Below are 15,661 nucleotides of genomic sequence, written 5' to 3'. Positions count from 1 at the left end.
ATGGAGCTTGATTATTACAGAGACGAAGAAGGTTTTAAATTATTTTGTTTAGAAAGTGTAGACGATATAGAGGAGCAAAACGATTCTCAATTGTTAGATTTTTTAGAACATTTAGCACGAGAATTTCACATTACAAACGTGTACAAGACGACTGATAGTTTTGAAGGTTTAGAAGAAAGTCTCAATAATTTACTTTATCATGACAACTATTTCAGAGAATATAAACTCATTTATTTAGTAGTTGAAGGAGAGGGAAATCAAATCCTGATAGACGATTATTACTACAGTTTAGAAGAAATAGCTGAACTATTTCAAGGAAAATTATCAAATAAAATTGTTCATTTTGCCAATACAATGAATTTGGATTTGGAAGATGAAAGTTTTCAATATTTTATCGATGTTACAGGTGCAAAAGCGTTGTCGGGATATGTAAATTCATTTCCAATTCTCAGTACAATTTTGGATCAATATTATTTTTGTTTAGCCAAAGAAATTGATGACGAAGAAGAATTGGTGCATGCTTTGTTTGATAAACATTCTACTTTAGCCCTTAAATTAGGATTTAGATTATACCATTAAAAAAACTCTCCTAAAGAGGAAAGTTTTTTACTATTTCGTTACATCTGCTGAGCCTTATTTCCTTCAAAATGAATCATCCAAGGAATTCCAAATTGATCTATAAATGATGCAAATAATTCCGCAAAAAACTGTTCGCCTAAAGGCATTTCCATTACTTTTGCATGTACAGATAATCGATCATATAATTTCTTAGCTTCATCAGCAGTCTCTGCATCTAACATAACATAAGAGTTATTTCCTTGTACATATTTCTGTCCAAATTCTTCTACAATATCTGATCCCATAAGCATTGTTGATTCATTGATCAATAGAGCAGTATGCATTACTTTATCTTTTGCATTTTCTGGTAATTGGAAATCTGGACTTGCAGGCATATCTCCCATTTTATGCATTCCAATATTTTGCGTATCAAAAACAGTTTCATAAAATTTGAAAGCTTCTTCGCAATTTCCATTAAAATTTAAATAAGCGTGTACTTTAGCCATAATAATTTATATTTTTTTGTGATTATTTATTTAAAATAAAGGTTGACCATTTTCGTCAGTAGTTAAAACCTCGGTCATATAATTTAGAAAAGGTTGTAAAACTTGTATTGATTTTGCAACTTTTTTCGGAAAATCTTCTGCTAATACTTCTTCATCTGTAAAATTTTTAATGAAAAAATATTGTTTTTTACGGAGTAAAGCAATTCGTTCATGATCTTTCGAAAAGCCTTTTGGTGCAGACTTCACTTCCTCTCCTTGCATTTCACCAAATTCTTTGATAAGTGTTTTAGATTGTAAAATCTTTTCCAATTCATCAGAAACTTCAATATCTTTTCTGATTCGAAGCAAATCATCTCGTTCTGGTCCCCAAAATCCTACTCCAATAAAATTATGATTCGGTTGAATATGAAAATAATATCCACCTCTATTGTGTGGTTTTTTACGACCCGATTGTGCTGAAAAATGTATTTTATATGGCGTTTTATCATTCGAAAAACGAACATCTCTATAAATTCTATAAATTTTCAGTGGTTCTAATTCTTCCTTTTTGCTTAATTCTTGGTAAATCGCATTGAAGATTAAATCAGCTTCAGCTTTTGCGGTATCAAATTCATTTTTATGTGTATTAAACCAATCACGATTATTGTTTTTTTCTAATTGTTTTAAAAAATTAGTGATGTTTGACATGTATTATTTATTTCGAGTTAGAAGATTTTTTTCATAAGTTGCTATCCATTGATCTGGCGTAATTTTAGATGCTAATTTGCCAATTAAATCATACGGAATATCATCTGTTTTTTTGAATCGAATACAACTTTTTCCCATATCCAATTTTCTTTTTGCATGTTTTGGATATTCTTCTATAAACCAATTTAATAACTTTTCATCCGAATAAATTCCCATATGATACAACGCAATAAAATTCTTTTGTGAAGCTAATCCAATAAAAGGTAAAGGAGATGTTGGATCGCAATGATAGCCATTTGGATACATCGAATGAGGCACAACAAACCCTATATGACCATAACTTATTTGTTCTTCAAACCCGTTAGGTAAATTCATTTTCAAGGTTTCATATATTTTTTTTACAGCTTCTTTGCTTTCTGGAGGAATACTTTCAAAATATTCATCTAATGTCGAGACTTCGTATTGCATTATTTCGGTATTAATTGTACTATTTCATTAAAACTCTTGTTATAAATTAATTAGAAAGTTTAATCTTCACAAATTTCTTTCAATTTTCGCAACGCTCTCAACCATATTTCCCTCATTTGTATTTCAGAAAAAATTGTTTCTTCTACATCAACGGAACAGATTAAACGCGTGTGTCCTTCTACATTTTCGAACTTATAAGATTCTTCATTATTTTTCCAAGAATCAATTTCAGAACCATCAAAAACCTCTTGTCCATTTTCTTTTAACATTCCGATATGCCGCATTTTGATTGATTCTCCTAATTTATTTTCTTCTATTTTAGCGATCATTGCAGCTGTACCTTTTTCAGTTTTATAGGTAAAATATACATTCGAACCTTCGGACCAGTCACCTTTATAATCTGAATTTTCGCTAAAAGGTTTTGTCCAAATTCTATACGAATCTGGCGCTAACATGATTTTGTGCACATGTTTTGGTTGTGCATAAATGACTTCGGTAAATGATACTTTTTTCATAATAATTATGTATTTGTTAATCCAAAACTGTTTCGACAGGTTTTTCTACAATTACTACCTGTAATGCACAATTTTTCTGGTTGAAAAAGCGATAAAATAGTTATTCATTTTAAAAGGATTTATAATCGCATCGAAAACTTTATGTGGTAGTTTTTGAATTTGAATAGATGCTTTTGTAGTTAAGTTCATATCCTTAAAATTTAGACTAACTAATTTAATCAAAAAAAGTATTTAATTTTCTATATCATAGAAAAAACATTTAACTATTATTAAATTCTGATTTCAATAATTTACTTTTCTATCAAAAAATTAGAATAAATATGAAAATATATCAATAGAAACTCATATTTTATTTCGATCTTAAATTTTTCACAACGTAACTTTAGCTATTTTTCCTTTATTTCCAACTAAAATTACATATTTTTTGTCCGGTGAAACAGTACACGTATTGTAACTATCTTTAGTAATATTTACCCAATTATGTCCTCCATCGGTAGAGTAGTCAACTCCAGAATAGCCACAAACTAAAACTTTATCTTTAGAAATTATTGTTACACCAGATTTATATCCAATAGGATATTTCCATGAATCTTGAAAAGAAATTTTCCCATTTATCATTTTAAATTTATAAAAATTATAGCTTGAATCTTCTGGTTTCATAAAATCACCTCCTACCAAATAACCCACATTATTCGCTGCGTCATAAGCCATTCCATTTATTCCAGAAGTCGTACTTTTAGTTTTTTCCAACGCATACATTTGTCCACCTTTTGGTGTGTAATAATACAAATTAGACAATTCTCCACCCGTAACTATTAACGTTTGTTTTGTATCAACATACAAATTACTTCCACTCGATGCAAAAAAAGCTTCTTTTGGATTTTTCAATCTTAAAGATTGACCGTGAAGCGATTTAGCAACCTCCCATTTTGTAGGATTTGTCATCGTAGAAGTTAAGACAAATGGTTTATCTGGAGACATAGGATCGCCCAAAACAGTAATCTTTTTAGAATTTTTATCCACATAAATGGCATCTAAAAAAATTCCTTTTTCATTATTTTCATAAACTTTATTCCACGTATGACCACCATCTTTCGTTTGTAAAATATAAGCAGGAGAATCGATTCCTAAAGCCAAATAATTACCTTTACTTAAAACTTCAATATCCCTGAAATCTCTATTCTCTACAACTTTCGGGTTGATCCAAGTAAACGTTTTTCCTCCGTCAATTGTTTTTCCAATGGTATTTTTAGAACCCGAGACTACAAATGTTTTAGCATCCTGAAAAGCTAAACCTCTGTAACTTACGTCTAAATTTTCTTCATTAATGATTTGATACGTTTGTGCAAAAGAAAGGCTCGAAAGCAATAGGAGAATATATTTCATGTATTATAATTTTTGATTAAACATTTATATAAAGCTATTTTAACTAAACGAATCAACCAAATATTTTTTAAGTTTGTGTTTTAGTAAAATATAAATGAAACGATATACATTTTCAACACTACTTTTAAGTCTGACCTTAACGTGTTTTAATCCAATTAATCAACAGGTTTTTGGGCAAAAAACAACAATAAATACAGGAAAAAGTTTACAAATCACTGAAAATGCATTAACAACGATTCTCGAAAAAAATAGAGCAAATTATAAAGAAGGAAAAGTTGCTGATTATATTCCTGAACTTGGAAAAATGAAAGCAGATATAATTGCCTTTTCTGTGATTGATGAAAATGGAAAAGTGATCAATGTTGGCGATGTTAATCAAAAATTTACCATTCAAAGTATTTCTAAAATCATTGCTTTAATGATTGCAGTTTCTGAAAAAGGAGAAGAAAATGTATTTTCTAAAATGGGATATTATGGAACAAATATGCCTTTTAATCATTTTGCGAATCTCGAAACAACTGGAAAACCATTAAATCCAATGATGAATGCAGGTGCAATTTTAACCACTTCTATGATTGATGGTGAAGGAGAAATTCCTTTTCAAAAAATTCTTAAAATGGTTCGTTATATCACTAAAAATAATTCGATAGATTATAGTAAATCAGTTTACAATTCTGAAAAAGAAACAGGACATCGAAACCGTGGAATGTTTTATTTGATGAAAAACAATGGATTGATTGAAGGTGATGAAGAAAAATTAAACAATTATTTCAAGCAATGTTCTATTGAAATAACAACTGAAGATTTAGCTAAAATTGGTTATTTCTTTGCACATCAATGCACACGTTTTGATGGTGATACTACTTACAAAAACGCTCAGATTTCACAATTAATTCAATCGCAAATGTTAACTGCCGGTATGTATGAATTTAGTGGTGAATATGCACGAACTGTTGGTTTACCAAGTAAATCGGGTGTTGGTGGAGGAATTACAGTTTCTGTACCAAATAAAATAGGAATTGGCGTTTTCAGTCCAGCATTAGACAAACACGGAAATTCTGCTGCAGGTTATCACATGATTTTAGATTTAGTGAAACAATATAATTTAAGTTTATTTCAATAATTTCTTATGTTCGATTTTAGATTAAAAGTTTTTAACACAGTTGCTAAGCGTTTGAATTTTACGAAAGCAGCAAATGAATTAAATATTACACAACCAGCTGTTACAAAACATATTAAAGGAATTGAATTAAACTTAAACATTAAGTTGTTTGAACGAAATGGAACAAAAATAAAATTGACCAAAGCTGGCGAGATTCTTTTAAAATATACAGAAGAAATTTTCTCTGTGTATCAGAATATGGAATTTGAAATTGGTCAATTACAAGAGAAACAAAAAGGGACATTACGTTTGGGCGCGAGTACGACAATTGCACAATATGTTTTACCTCCTATTTTAGCTGAATTTCGCAAAAGATTTCCTGAAATTCAGCTAAGTTTGGTTATTCAAAATTCTGAAAAAATTGAAGAATTATTATCCAATCATAAAATTGATGTTGGTTTAATTGAAGCTAAAATCAAGAACCGAACATTTCATTATTTTCCATTTATTAAAGATGAAATTGTATTAGTTTCGCGCCAAAATCATCCCATTTCATCAAAAATTAGTATAAAAATTGATGATTTAAAGAATATTCCGTTGATTTTTCGCGAACCTGGTTCTGGAACTTTAGAGACAATTGATTTAGCTTTGAAAGCGAAAAACATCAAATTAAACGAGCTAAATACAGAAATACAATTGGGAAGCACAGAAAGTATTAAATCTTATTTGTTACATTCTGATGCATTGGCTTTTTTATCAATTCAATCGATTATACAAGAACTGAAAAACAATACGTTAACTGTTATTGATGTTCGAAATCTGCTTATAGAAAGAGATTTTAGTTTTATTATTCCTGAAGGAGAACAATCAAAATTGGTTAATTTATTTATTGATTTTTGTAATCGTTATAACTTAAAGTAATTATAGATTACTTTTTGTCATTTCTTTTTGAATAATAAGTACAAGAAATTTGTACTATAAAATTATTCAAATCATGAAAATTATAAATTCAGAAAATGGCTTCTTCCAACACTTTACCATTCAAAAAAGTATATTTTTACTTTGTGCTTTTTTATGTTTAATGCCTTTTATAAATTCACCTATTGCATTGGTTTTAGGATTTGTTATAGCTCAAATTTTTGGTAATCCTTATGAAATTCAATCTCGAAAAGTTTCAAGTACTTTATTGAAAGTGGCAGTAGTCGGTCTTGGTTTTGGAATGAATATTTTTTCGGCTATAAAAGCAGGAAAAGAAGGAATTATATTTACAATTGTAAGTATTTCTACATTGATGCTTTTAGGATTATTGTTCACTAAACTTTTTAAAATTGAAAAAGCTACAGGCTACTTAATCTCTGCAGGAACAGCCATTTGTGGTGGAAGTGCAATCGCCGCAATTGCTCCAATTACCAAAGCAAACCCTAACCAAATTTCTGTAGCATTAGCTGTTGTTTTCACTTTAAATTCTATTGCATTGTTGATTTTTCCTCCACTTGGACATTTATTCAATTTATCTCAACACGAATTCGGTTTATGGTGCGCAATCGCCATTCACGATACAAGTTCGGTCGTTGGAGCAGCGAGCAAATACGGAGAAGAAGCATTGCAAGTCGCTACAACAGTAAAATTAGCACGTGCACTTTGGATAATTCCATTATCATTCTTAACACTATTATTCTTTAAAAATACGACCTCAAAAATCAATATTCCGTGGTTTATAGGATTGTTTTTAATCGCCATTTGCGTGAATACCTATGTTCCTTTTGTACACCAATTTAGTCCTTTAATTATTACATTATCTAAAGCTGCATTAACGTTAACATTATTCTTAATCGGAACAAGTTTATCATTTAAAATGATGAAAAACATCGGCTTCAAACCTTTATTAATTGCCATTATACTATGGGTAATTATTGGTGTAGGTAGTTTGTTAATGATTATGAATTTAGGTTAAAATCATTTCAGTTCTTAATTTCTACTTATCTTTAGATCAAGAATTAATTACAATGAATCATCAACATCTAAAAAATATTGCACTCGGAATTGGATTATCATTTTCGAGTTTTGTTTCTGCACAAACATATATCTTAAAATTCAAAACGAATTACGGAAAATTTGATGTGATGCTGTACGATTTTACGCCAAAACACAGGGATTTAATTTTAAGTGAAATAAACAAAGGAACATATACTAATGCTCAATTTAACCGAGTTGTGAACGATTTTGTGATACAAGGTGGAGAATTAGACGATCTTATTTTAGCAAGAGAAGCTGAAAATCCTGAGCAAAAGCCAATTCGTTTAGCTCCTGAATTTAATCCAAAAGCTTTTCATAAAATGGGTGCATTAGGCGCTGGTCGAGATGACAATAAAGAAAAAGGATCGTACTATAATCAACTCTATTTTGTAGTTGGAAAGATAATTACAGCAAAGGAATTGGATGATTTAGAAAATAAAAAAGGAATTAAATATACAGCTGAACAACGTGCTGAATATCTGAAGAATGGTGGTTTACCACGTTTGGATCATGATTACACAGTTTTTGGTGAAATTACAAAGGGATTGGATAACGCAATAAAAATAAGTGAAGTCGAAACTCAAAACGAATTGCCATTAAAACCAGTTATATTTTCAATTAAAGTAAAGAAGAAAAAAACACCATCTAAATACAACAAAACAAGTATTTCTTTGGGTGGTACAGCAATCGGTTTTTAATTATCCAAGACATTAATAATTGTTTATTTTTGCACGACAATACAATTTTATGCAACCATCAATTTTATTAACGACTTTAAACGCAAAATACATTCATCTCAATTTAGCGATTCGTATTCTTTACGATTTGAACCATCATCGTGGCAATATTTATTGGAAAGAATTTACGATAAAATCCGACTTTGATGATGTTGCTGAAAAATGCGCTAAATATAATATTGTTTGTTTTAGTTGTTACATCTGGAATATCACGCAGACATTAGAAGTTTGTAAACGTATTAAGCAAGTTTCACCTGAAACCAAAATTTTACTTGGCGGTCCTGAAGTTAGTTACGAATATGATGATGTAATTGCAAATAATTATATCGATTATATTATTGTAGGTGAAGGTGAAATACCTTTTGAAGAATTTGTTTTGAACTATCCAACAATTGATAATGTTCCAAATTTAGTTTATAAAAAAGAAAACGAAGTTGTTTTTAATGCACAAAACATTCAGTTTGATATTAATCGATTAGAGGGTCGAAATCCTTATCAATACGATCATCCTGCGGATTTGGAAAAGAAGGTTTGTTACATCGAAACTTCTCGTGGATGTCCATATAAATGCGAGTTTTGTTTAGCCAGTTTAGACAATAAAATGCGCTATTTGCCAATGGAAACCATCAAAGAGAATTTGTTGTATCTCATGAAGCATGGAAAAACGATTAAGTTTTTGGACAGAACATTTAATATAAAACGTGATTTTACGATCGAATTATTTCAATTTATTTTGGATAATTATCGAGAAGGAAATGTTTTTCAGTTCGAGATCACAGCCGATATTGTTCATCCAGATATTATTAAATTCATCAACGAAAAAGTGCCAAAAAATCTTTTCCGTTTTGAAATCGGTATTCAAACTGTTAATCAACAAAGTAACCGAGAAGTTTCGCGTAAGCAGAACTTTGAAAAAACATCGAATGTTATCAATCAATTGAAAGATCGAATTGAGATGCATTTAGATTTGATTGTTGGTTTACCTTTAGAGTATATTGATGATTTGAAATTTAGTTTCGAAGAAACATTCAAACTTTACCCACCAGAACTGCAATTAGGTTTTTTGAAGTTTTTAAAAGGTACACCAGTCCGTCAAAAATATGAGAAATATGGTTACCAATTTGATCCACTTCCGCCCTATCAAATTGTAAAAAGTGATTTTTTAAGTGAGCAAGATTTAGCGAATATTACGGGTTTAGAAAATGCTTTAGAAATTTATTGGAACAAACCGAGAACGCCAGAAACCTTAAAATATATCGCTCAAAAATATTCTATTTTCGACTTTTTATTGGGATTAGGTCAGTATTTTGAGCAACATCATCTATTTCACAAACATACGTTGAATGATGTCTATCAAACGATCTATGATTTTGCTAAAACATTTTCAAACGATAAGATGATCTTAGAATTAATTGCGATTGATTACTACAGTTTCCATAAATCAAAACCAAAAGATTTGTTTGAAATGGAACAAAAAATTGAAGACGATTTGAGCGAAATTGCTTCGCATCCAAAAAGTAAATTTGTTTCGATTCCGATTTCATTTCATTACCCAAATTGGAAAGAAAATAATCAAATTGAACAAACTCAAGAAAATTGGTTGATCGAATTTATAGGAACCTCGCATAATATCATTCACTGCGAAGTTTTTGAATAAAACTAAAAAAGATGTCTGTAAAGACATCTTTTTTAGTTTATAAAATTCCCATTAACTCTACTTCGAAAATCATCGTAGAAAAAGGGCCTAATTCTTTTGATATTTCACGGTCTTTATAGCCTAATTCTGGTTTTACAACAAACCTAAACTTACTACCAACAGGCATTAATTGCACACCTTCTGCCCAACCTTTAATCACATTTTCCAAAGGAAAAGCTGCAGGTTTTTTGCGTTGTACCGAACTGTCAAAAACTTCTCCGTTGATATTTGTTCCATGATAATGACATAAAACGGTATCAGACAAAGTTGGTTTTACACCTTCTCCCAACGTGATTACTTCGTATAATAATCCACTTTCGGTTTCAGTAACACCTTCTTTTAATTTATATTCTTCTCGAAAAGCCAAACCTTCAGTTTTGTTCTTTTCGATTAATTCTTGTTTACGTTTTAATAATAATTCTGCTACTCCCATACCACAAAGTTAAAAGGAATATTTTAAATATATTATCGAAATAATACATCTAAACAAATAAAAATATAATTTTTAGAATTGTAAAACTCAGATGAAATATAATTAAAGTAAGGTTTTATTTTGATTTAAATTGATTAATTGCGTTGATTGTAAATTCTGATAAAACTAATTCACCCGAAATTTTTGCTCTTTCGATTAATAATTCGTTCCAATTTTCTGTTCCTTCCCAAGAAACACGTTTTAAGTGTTTCATCGCTTCTGGATTAGAATTGGCTAATTTTTTGGCTAAAATTTGGATTCCTTCGTCCATTTCTTCTGCATTTGCATAGACTTCTGCGTATAAACCTTTTTCTTTTGCCCATTCCGCAGACTGAAATTCTGTTGCATTAATTGCCATTTGCGTAAAAGCAGAAGTACCTACTTTACGTTCTACAGCTGGTCCTACTACGAAAGGTCCAATCCCTACCGCTAATTCAGATAATTTAACGGCAGCAAAATCTGTTGCAAACGTGTAATCAGCAGCTGAAGCAATACCAACTCCTCCTCCAACAGCTTTTCCTTGAATACGTGCTAAAACAAATTTTGGTGCTTGACGAATTGCATTAATCACATGTGCAAATCCAGAGAAAAACTCTAAACCTGTTTCACGATCTTTAATTGAAATTAATTCATCAAATGATGCTCCAGCACAAAATGTACGGTCACCAGCACTTTTTAAAACTATAACTTTCACTGCTTCATCGTTTCCTAATTTTTCAATTTCAGCAGCTAAATTTCTTAACTGAGTACCTGGCATCGAATTACTTTGTGGGTGAAAAAATTCGATTGTACCAATTCCGTTTTGTATATCTGATTTTACGTAAGCTTCCATTATATAATGTGATAATATGTTAATGAGACAATTAGCTAATTTACCAAATTATCTCATTAACGAATTAATTTTAGTCTTGATTTAATTTTTTAACCATTGTTAAGATAGTTGCGATACCAACAGTTTCACCTGTTTGGTCGTAGATATCCACTAACCAACGAACGATTCCTTTTGCAATATCGTTTTCGTCTTTTTTCTCTTGTTCTATTTTCTCTTTACATGTAAAACGAACGCCAATAGTTGTTCCTGGATAAACAGGTTTCACAAAACGACACTCGTCTACACCATAGTTTAATAAAACTGGTCCTTTTTTGGCTAATACGAATAAACCTGCCGCTTTCGACAATAAATAATAACCGTGCGCAACATTTTGTTCAAAAACTGTCCCTTCTAAAGAAGTTGCATCAACGTGAGCATAGAAATTATCTCCTGATAAAGCTGCAAAGGCATTGATATCTGATTGCTGAACTGTATGTTTTGATGTAATTAACGTATCACCTACTTTAATTTCTTCAAAATGTTTAGCAAATGGATGTTTATCTTCTTCGATATAATCTGCACCATATTGATATTGTTGAGTTACAGCTGTTAATTTGTTTGGAGAACCTTGGAGTGCTGTACGTTGCATATAATGGAATACACCACGTTTTCCACCCATTTCTTCTCCTCCACCTGCACGACCTGGACCTCCGTGTACTAATAATGGAAGTGGAGAACCGTGACCAGTTGATTCTTTGATACATTCAGCATCTAAAATTACGATACGACCATGTAAAGAACTTGCATTTAAAACAAATTCAGTTGCGACATCATTATCTGCTGTTACAATAGAACACACTAACGAACCTTTCCCCATACGAACTAACTCAACTGCTTCTGCAGTTCCGTTGTAAGGTATAATTGTAGAAACCGGTCCGAATGCTTCGATGTTGTGAACATCAGTTTTATTGAATGGATCGTTGTTGAAGAATAAAATTGGAGAAATGAATGAACCTTTGTTTTTATCCGCTCCTTTTACTTCAAAATTATCTAAGTTTCCAAAAATAATTTCTTGTGATTTAGCTAATTCTTCTACTTTTTCACGTACTTCTTTTACTTGAGCAGCACCAGCTAAAGCGCCCATGCGAACACCTTCTACATTTGGATCCCCAATCGTTGTTGTTGCTAATCGTTGTCCTAAAGCAATTTGAACTTCTTCAACTAAATAAGCAGGAACCAATGCACGACGAACTGCTGTACACTTCTGACCAGCTTTTGTAGTCATTTCACGTGTAACCTCTTTAATAAAAATATCAAATTCTGCCGAACCAGGTTGTACATCTTCACCTAATACACATGCGTTAAGTGAGTCTGCTTCTAAGTTAAATGGCACACCTTCTGAAGTAATTCTTTCATGTGCTTTTAACATTTGTCCTGTAGATGCAGAACCAGTAAATGTAACAACATCTTCAGATTCAACGTAATCTAAGATTCCATTTGCAGAACCACTAATTAATTGTAGCGCCCCTTCTGGTAAAATTCCAGATTCAATAATAGCGCGAACTACAGTTTCTGTTAAGAATGATGTAATTGTTGCAGGTTTAACGATTGCAGGCACACCCGCTAAAAAGTTAACCGCAATTTTTTCTAACATTCCCCAAACTGGAAAGTTAAATGCATTAATATGAATTGCAACACCACGTTTTGGTGTTAAAATATGTGTTCCTAAGAATGTCCCGTTTTTAGAGATTTTGTGTGTTTCTCCTTCTACATAAAAAGGTTGATCACCAAATTGACGTCGTAAAGATGCATTTGCAAATAAATTTCCAATACCTCCTTCGATATCAACCCAAGAATCTGCACGTGTTGCTCCAGTTGCCCAAGAAACAGTGTAGAATTCTTCTTTTCTTTCCATTAAGTATAATGCTAATTTTTTTAGCATTAACCCTCTTTCTTGAAAAGTCATTTTACGTAAAGTTGGACCTCCAACCGTACGTGCATAATCCATCATCGCACCGAAATCTAATCCAGCTGATGATGCAGTAGCGATTTCGTCACCCGTAATCGCATTATATAACATTTGCCCTTCAGACGAACCTTTTGTCCATTGTCCTAAAGCATAATTTTCTAATTGATTAGCCATTTTTTTATGTTGTTTGTGTATTTTATTAGTATTGAGATATTAGATTTTAGTAATTAGATAAAGTAAGATGAGATTCTGAATCAAGTTCAGTATGACATTTTACATAATACTTTTTACTTACTTTCGTTCCATGTTTTATAATTCGAAGCCATTGAATCAAAATAATAATCTGGTGCTTCGGTCAAAGGTTCACAAGGTTTTAAACTTTCATGACAATCACTTGGTAATTGCATATATTGTTGTGTACCTTGATCCTTCCACTCAATCATTTGATCAGAAACCTGTTTTACGATTTTAGCAGGATTACCAACAACCACACTTCGGGTCGGAATATGCGTATCTGCTTTTACAAATGCTAAAGCGCCTACAATACATTCATCCTCTACTATTACATTATCCATGACCACAGCGTTCATTCCGACCATACAATTTTTTCCAATTGTAGCGCCATGAATTATTGCGCCATGACCAATATGTGCTTTTTCTTTTAAACGAACCGTTGTTCCTGGAAACATATGAATGGTACAATTTTCTTGCACATTGCAATTATCTTCAATAATAATTTGTCCCCAATCACCTCGTAACGCACAACCTGGCCCAATGTAAACATCTTTACCTATAATTACATTTCCCGTAACTACAGCTTGCGGATGAATAAATGCTGTTGGATGAACGACCGGTTTGTATCCTTTAAATTCGTAAATCATATTTATTAGATTTGAGATATTAGTATTGAGCTATTAGAAATTATTAAAGACATCCTGAATTTATTTCAGAATCATATCAAAATGAATGGGATCTTGAACAAGTTCAACATGACAAATGATTCTGAAAATCTAACTTCTCAATACTAACATCTATTTTTACGCTCTTTCTATAATTGCTGCATATCCTTGTCCTAAACCGATACACATTGTAACCAATGCATAACGTTTTCCTGTCGCTTGTAATTCATACGCTGCCGAATTTAAGATACGAGAACCTGACATTCCAAGTGGATGACCTAAAGCAATAGCACCACCATTTGGATTGATACGAGAATCATTATCAGCTAAACCTAATGCACGCGTACATGCTAAAGATTGAGCTGCAAATGCTTCATTTAATTCGATTACATCAATATCATTTATCGTTAATCCAGCTTTTTCTAACGCAATTTTAGATGCATTAACTGGTCCAATTCCCATGATACGAGGTTCAACACCTGCAACACCTGAACTTACAATGCGAGCCATTGGCGTTAATCCAAAATCTTTAATCGCTTGTTCAGAAGCTAAAATATTGGCCGCAGCACCATCATTCAATCCAGAAGCATTACCAGCAGTTACAGTACCATCCGCTTTAAATGCAGGGCGTAACTTAGATAAAATCTCCATTGTTGTGTTATTTTTCGGGAATTCATCTGTATCAAAAATAATCGCATCACCCTTACGTTGAGGAATAACAACAGGAACAATCTCTTTTGCTAAACGACCATTTGCTTGAGCAGCAGCTGTTTTTTGTTGTGACCAAACCGCGAATTTATCTTGATCTTCACGCGAAATATTATCACGTTCCGCTAAGTTTTCAGCTGTATTACCCATTCCATCAACACCCCACATCTCTTTCATTTTAGGGTTGATAAAACGCCATCCAAAAGTAGAGTCATAAATTTTTGCATCACCACCAAATGGAGAAGCTGATTTTGAAACCACTAAAGGAGCACGTGTCATAGACTCAACTCCACCAGAAATCATTAATTGAGCATCACCAACTTGAATTGCTCTTGAAGCAGCAATTGCAGCAGATAAACCTGATGCACATAAACGATTGACTGTTTCACCCGGAACCGTATAAGGTAATCCAGATAATAAAGCTGACATACGTGCAATATTACGATTATCCTCACCTGCTTGATTTGCATTACCTAAGATTACATCATAAAATGCGGCAGGATCAATAGAAGGATTTCTTTTTAATAATTCTGCGATTACCAATGCGCCCATATCGTCTGGACGAACAGCAGATAATCCACCTTTTAATTTACCAATTGGAGTTCTAACTCCATCTATAATATATGTTTGGTTCATTTTTATTTCGTTTAAAGGTTAACGGTTTATGCTTTACGAAAGTCGTTCAGCGTTGACCGTTTAACGTTAAGCTACTTCAATTAAAGGTTTACCTGTTCTAAAGCAAGTTCCTTTAAATAAAGCAATTAACTCGTTATTTTGATTTGTTACTTTAATATCGTAAATACCTGTTCTTTTAGTTGAAGAAACTTCTTGTGATTCAATTGTAAATACATCTCCATCATGCCCAGCTTTTGTAAAAGAAATATGAACGTCTAATGCAACAGATATATTATTGTACATATTACAAGAAAAAGCAAAAGCAGAATCTGCCATTGCAAATGTAATTCCTCCATGAACAGAGCCAACTCCATTCATCATTTCAGGACGAATTTTCGCTTGCAATTTTGCATAGCCTTCTTTTACTTCAATCACTTCAAGACCTAACCATTCGCTAAATTTATCCTGGTCAAGCATTCTATTTAATAACTTTTGTGGTTCCATTTTTTTGTGTGT

General features: G+C 31.9%; 17 protein-coding genes. 6 read left to right on the top strand and 11 right to left on the bottom strand.

Going from position 1 to position 15,661, the window contains the following annotated elements; genetic code table 11:
• Positions 1-579 carry a DUF6642 family protein gene (locus IF125_RS06925; protein ID WP_225541973.1) on the top strand — a complete coding sequence of 193 codons (579 nt, stop codon included), beginning with the start codon at positions 1-3 and terminating at the stop codon, positions 577-579.
• A 38-nt stretch (positions 580-617) separates the two neighbouring features.
• Here IF125_RS06925 and IF125_RS06920 read toward each other — a convergent pair whose 3' ends face one another.
• From IF125_RS06920 to IF125_RS06900, 5 genes are all read right to left on the bottom strand, one after another.
• A complete protein-coding gene (locus tag IF125_RS06920; RefSeq protein ID WP_225541972.1) occupies positions 618-1,064 on the bottom strand; it encodes a VOC family protein in 447 nt (148 codons plus the stop codon).
• 30 nt (positions 1,065-1,094) lie between these two features.
• Positions 1,095-1,751, bottom strand: a complete 657-nt coding sequence (locus IF125_RS06915) for a DUF2461 domain-containing protein (protein ID WP_225541971.1) — start codon at positions 1,749-1,751, stop codon at positions 1,095-1,097.
• A 3-nt stretch (positions 1,752-1,754) separates the two neighbouring features.
• Positions 1,755-2,219 carry a DUF1801 domain-containing protein gene (locus IF125_RS06910; protein WP_225541970.1) on the bottom strand — a complete coding sequence of 155 codons (465 nt, stop codon included), beginning with the start codon at positions 2,217-2,219 and terminating at the stop codon, positions 1,755-1,757.
• Between the two features lie 59 nt (positions 2,220-2,278).
• Positions 2,279-2,734: a hypothetical protein gene (locus IF125_RS06905; RefSeq protein ID WP_225541969.1), complete on the bottom strand. Its 456-nt coding sequence runs from the start codon at positions 2,732-2,734 to the stop codon at positions 2,279-2,281.
• Between the two features lie 369 nt (positions 2,735-3,103).
• Positions 3,104-4,120, bottom strand: coding sequence for a YCF48-related protein (locus IF125_RS06900; RefSeq protein ID WP_225541968.1), 1,017 nt, complete (start codon positions 4,118-4,120; stop codon positions 3,104-3,106).
• Positions 4,121-4,214: 94 nt separating this feature from the next.
• On the opposite strand from IF125_RS06900, the gene glsA reads away from it, so the two are divergent.
• The 5 genes from glsA to IF125_RS06875 all read left to right on the top strand — a co-directional run bounded on the left by glsA (position 4,215) and on the right by IF125_RS06875 (position 9,632).
• On the top strand, positions 4,215-5,243 hold the full coding sequence (gene glsA, locus IF125_RS06895; RefSeq protein WP_225541967.1) for a glutaminase A: 1,029 nt from the start codon (positions 4,215-4,217) through the stop codon (positions 5,241-5,243).
• A gap of 6 nt (positions 5,244-5,249) precedes the next feature.
• Positions 5,250-6,143: a LysR family transcriptional regulator gene (locus IF125_RS06890; RefSeq protein ID WP_225541966.1), complete on the top strand. Its 894-nt coding sequence runs from the start codon at positions 5,250-5,252 to the stop codon at positions 6,141-6,143.
• A 73-nt stretch (positions 6,144-6,216) separates the two neighbouring features.
• Entirely contained in the window at positions 6,217-7,176 is a 960-nt protein-coding gene (locus tag IF125_RS06885) for a YeiH family protein (protein ID WP_225541965.1), read from the top strand.
• Between the two features lie 52 nt (positions 7,177-7,228).
• The gene (locus IF125_RS06880) at positions 7,229-7,936 is read left to right on the top strand and encodes a peptidylprolyl isomerase (protein WP_225541964.1); all 708 of its coding nucleotides are present in this window, start codon (positions 7,229-7,231) and stop codon (positions 7,934-7,936) included.
• 49 nt (positions 7,937-7,985) lie between these two features.
• Positions 7,986-9,632 (top strand): B12-binding domain-containing radical SAM protein, encoded by a 1,647-nt coding sequence (locus tag IF125_RS06875; protein ID WP_225541963.1) that lies wholly within the window; start codon positions 7,986-7,988, stop codon positions 9,630-9,632.
• A gap of 37 nt (positions 9,633-9,669) precedes the next feature.
• On the opposite strand, the gene IF125_RS06870 is transcribed toward IF125_RS06875, so the two are convergent.
• The 6 genes from IF125_RS06870 to paaI all read right to left on the bottom strand — a co-directional run bounded on the left by IF125_RS06870 (position 9,670) and on the right by paaI (position 15,649).
• Positions 9,670-10,104 (bottom strand): FKBP-type peptidyl-prolyl cis-trans isomerase, encoded by a 435-nt coding sequence (locus IF125_RS06870; RefSeq protein WP_171622490.1) that lies wholly within the window; start codon positions 10,102-10,104, stop codon positions 9,670-9,672.
• A 115-nt stretch (positions 10,105-10,219) separates the two neighbouring features.
• Positions 10,220-10,975, bottom strand: coding sequence for an enoyl-CoA hydratase/isomerase family protein (locus tag IF125_RS06865; RefSeq protein ID WP_171622489.1), 756 nt, complete (start codon positions 10,973-10,975; stop codon positions 10,220-10,222).
• A gap of 70 nt (positions 10,976-11,045) precedes the next feature.
• Positions 11,046-13,097 (bottom strand): phenylacetic acid degradation bifunctional protein PaaZ, encoded by a 2,052-nt coding sequence (paaZ, locus tag IF125_RS06860; protein ID WP_225541962.1) that lies wholly within the window; start codon positions 13,095-13,097, stop codon positions 11,046-11,048.
• 113 nt (positions 13,098-13,210) lie between these two features.
• On the bottom strand, positions 13,211-13,804 hold the full coding sequence (locus IF125_RS06855; RefSeq protein WP_171622487.1) for an acyltransferase: 594 nt from the start codon (positions 13,802-13,804) through the stop codon (positions 13,211-13,213).
• Between the two features lie 156 nt (positions 13,805-13,960).
• A complete protein-coding gene (gene pcaF, locus IF125_RS06850) occupies positions 13,961-15,166 on the bottom strand; it encodes a 3-oxoadipyl-CoA thiolase (protein ID WP_225539900.1) in 1,206 nt (401 codons plus the stop codon).
• Between the two features lie 66 nt (positions 15,167-15,232).
• Entirely contained in the window at positions 15,233-15,649 is a 417-nt protein-coding gene (gene paaI / locus IF125_RS06845) for a hydroxyphenylacetyl-CoA thioesterase PaaI (RefSeq protein WP_225541961.1), read from the bottom strand.
• Positions 15,650-15,661: the final 12 nt, after the last annotated feature.

It is taken from the genome of Empedobacter stercoris (assembly GCF_020281205.1).
GTDB classification, from domain to species: Bacteria; Bacteroidota; Bacteroidia; order Flavobacteriales; family Weeksellaceae; genus Empedobacter; species Empedobacter stercoris.
The sequence above is the reverse complement of the archived record's forward strand: the minus strand, read 5'-3'. Positions and strand labels throughout refer to the sequence as shown.

Bases quoted from the DNA above. Each gene is read 5' to 3' on its own strand.
- IF125_RS06885 (WP_225541965.1), top strand. From the start codon at position 6,217: ATGAAAATTATAAATTCAGAAAATGGCTTCTTCCAACACTTTACCATT.
- IF125_RS06915 (WP_225541971.1), bottom strand. From the start codon at position 1,751: ATGTCAAACATCACTAATTTTTTAAAACAATTAGAAAAAAACAATAAT.
- IF125_RS06925 (WP_225541973.1), top strand. From the start codon at position 1: ATGGAGCTTGATTATTACAGAGACGAAGAAGGTTTTAAATTATTTTGT.
- IF125_RS06910 (WP_225541970.1), bottom strand. From the start codon at position 2,219: ATGCAATACGAAGTCTCGACATTAGATGAATATTTTGAAAGTATTCCT.
- paaI (WP_225541961.1), bottom strand. From the start codon at position 15,649: ATGGAACCACAAAAGTTATTAAATAGAATGCTTGACCAGGATAAATTT.
- glsA (WP_225541967.1), top strand. From the start codon at position 4,215: ATGAAACGATATACATTTTCAACACTACTTTTAAGTCTGACCTTAACG.
- IF125_RS06920 (WP_225541972.1), bottom strand. From the start codon at position 1,064: ATGGCTAAAGTACACGCTTATTTAAATTTTAATGGAAATTGCGAAGAA.
- IF125_RS06905 (WP_225541969.1), bottom strand. From the start codon at position 2,734: ATGAAAAAAGTATCATTTACCGAAGTCATTTATGCACAACCAAAACAT.
- paaZ (WP_225541962.1), bottom strand. From the start codon at position 13,097: ATGGCTAATCAATTAGAAAATTATGCTTTAGGACAATGGACAAAAGGT.
- IF125_RS06900 (WP_225541968.1), bottom strand. From the start codon at position 4,120: ATGAAATATATTCTCCTATTGCTTTCGAGCCTTTCTTTTGCACAAACG.
- IF125_RS06855 (WP_171622487.1), bottom strand. From the start codon at position 13,804: ATGATTTACGAATTTAAAGGATACAAACCGGTCGTTCATCCAACAGCA.
- IF125_RS06880 (WP_225541964.1), top strand. From the start codon at position 7,229: ATGAATCATCAACATCTAAAAAATATTGCACTCGGAATTGGATTATCA.
- IF125_RS06890 (WP_225541966.1), top strand. From the start codon at position 5,250: ATGTTCGATTTTAGATTAAAAGTTTTTAACACAGTTGCTAAGCGTTTG.
- IF125_RS06875 (WP_225541963.1), top strand. From the start codon at position 7,986: ATGCAACCATCAATTTTATTAACGACTTTAAACGCAAAATACATTCAT.
- IF125_RS06865 (WP_171622489.1), bottom strand. From the start codon at position 10,975: ATGGAAGCTTACGTAAAATCAGATATACAAAACGGAATTGGTACAATC.
- pcaF (WP_225539900.1), bottom strand. From the start codon at position 15,166: ATGAACCAAACATATATTATAGATGGAGTTAGAACTCCAATTGGTAAA.
- IF125_RS06870 (WP_171622490.1), bottom strand. From the start codon at position 10,104: ATGGGAGTAGCAGAATTATTATTAAAACGTAAACAAGAATTAATCGAA.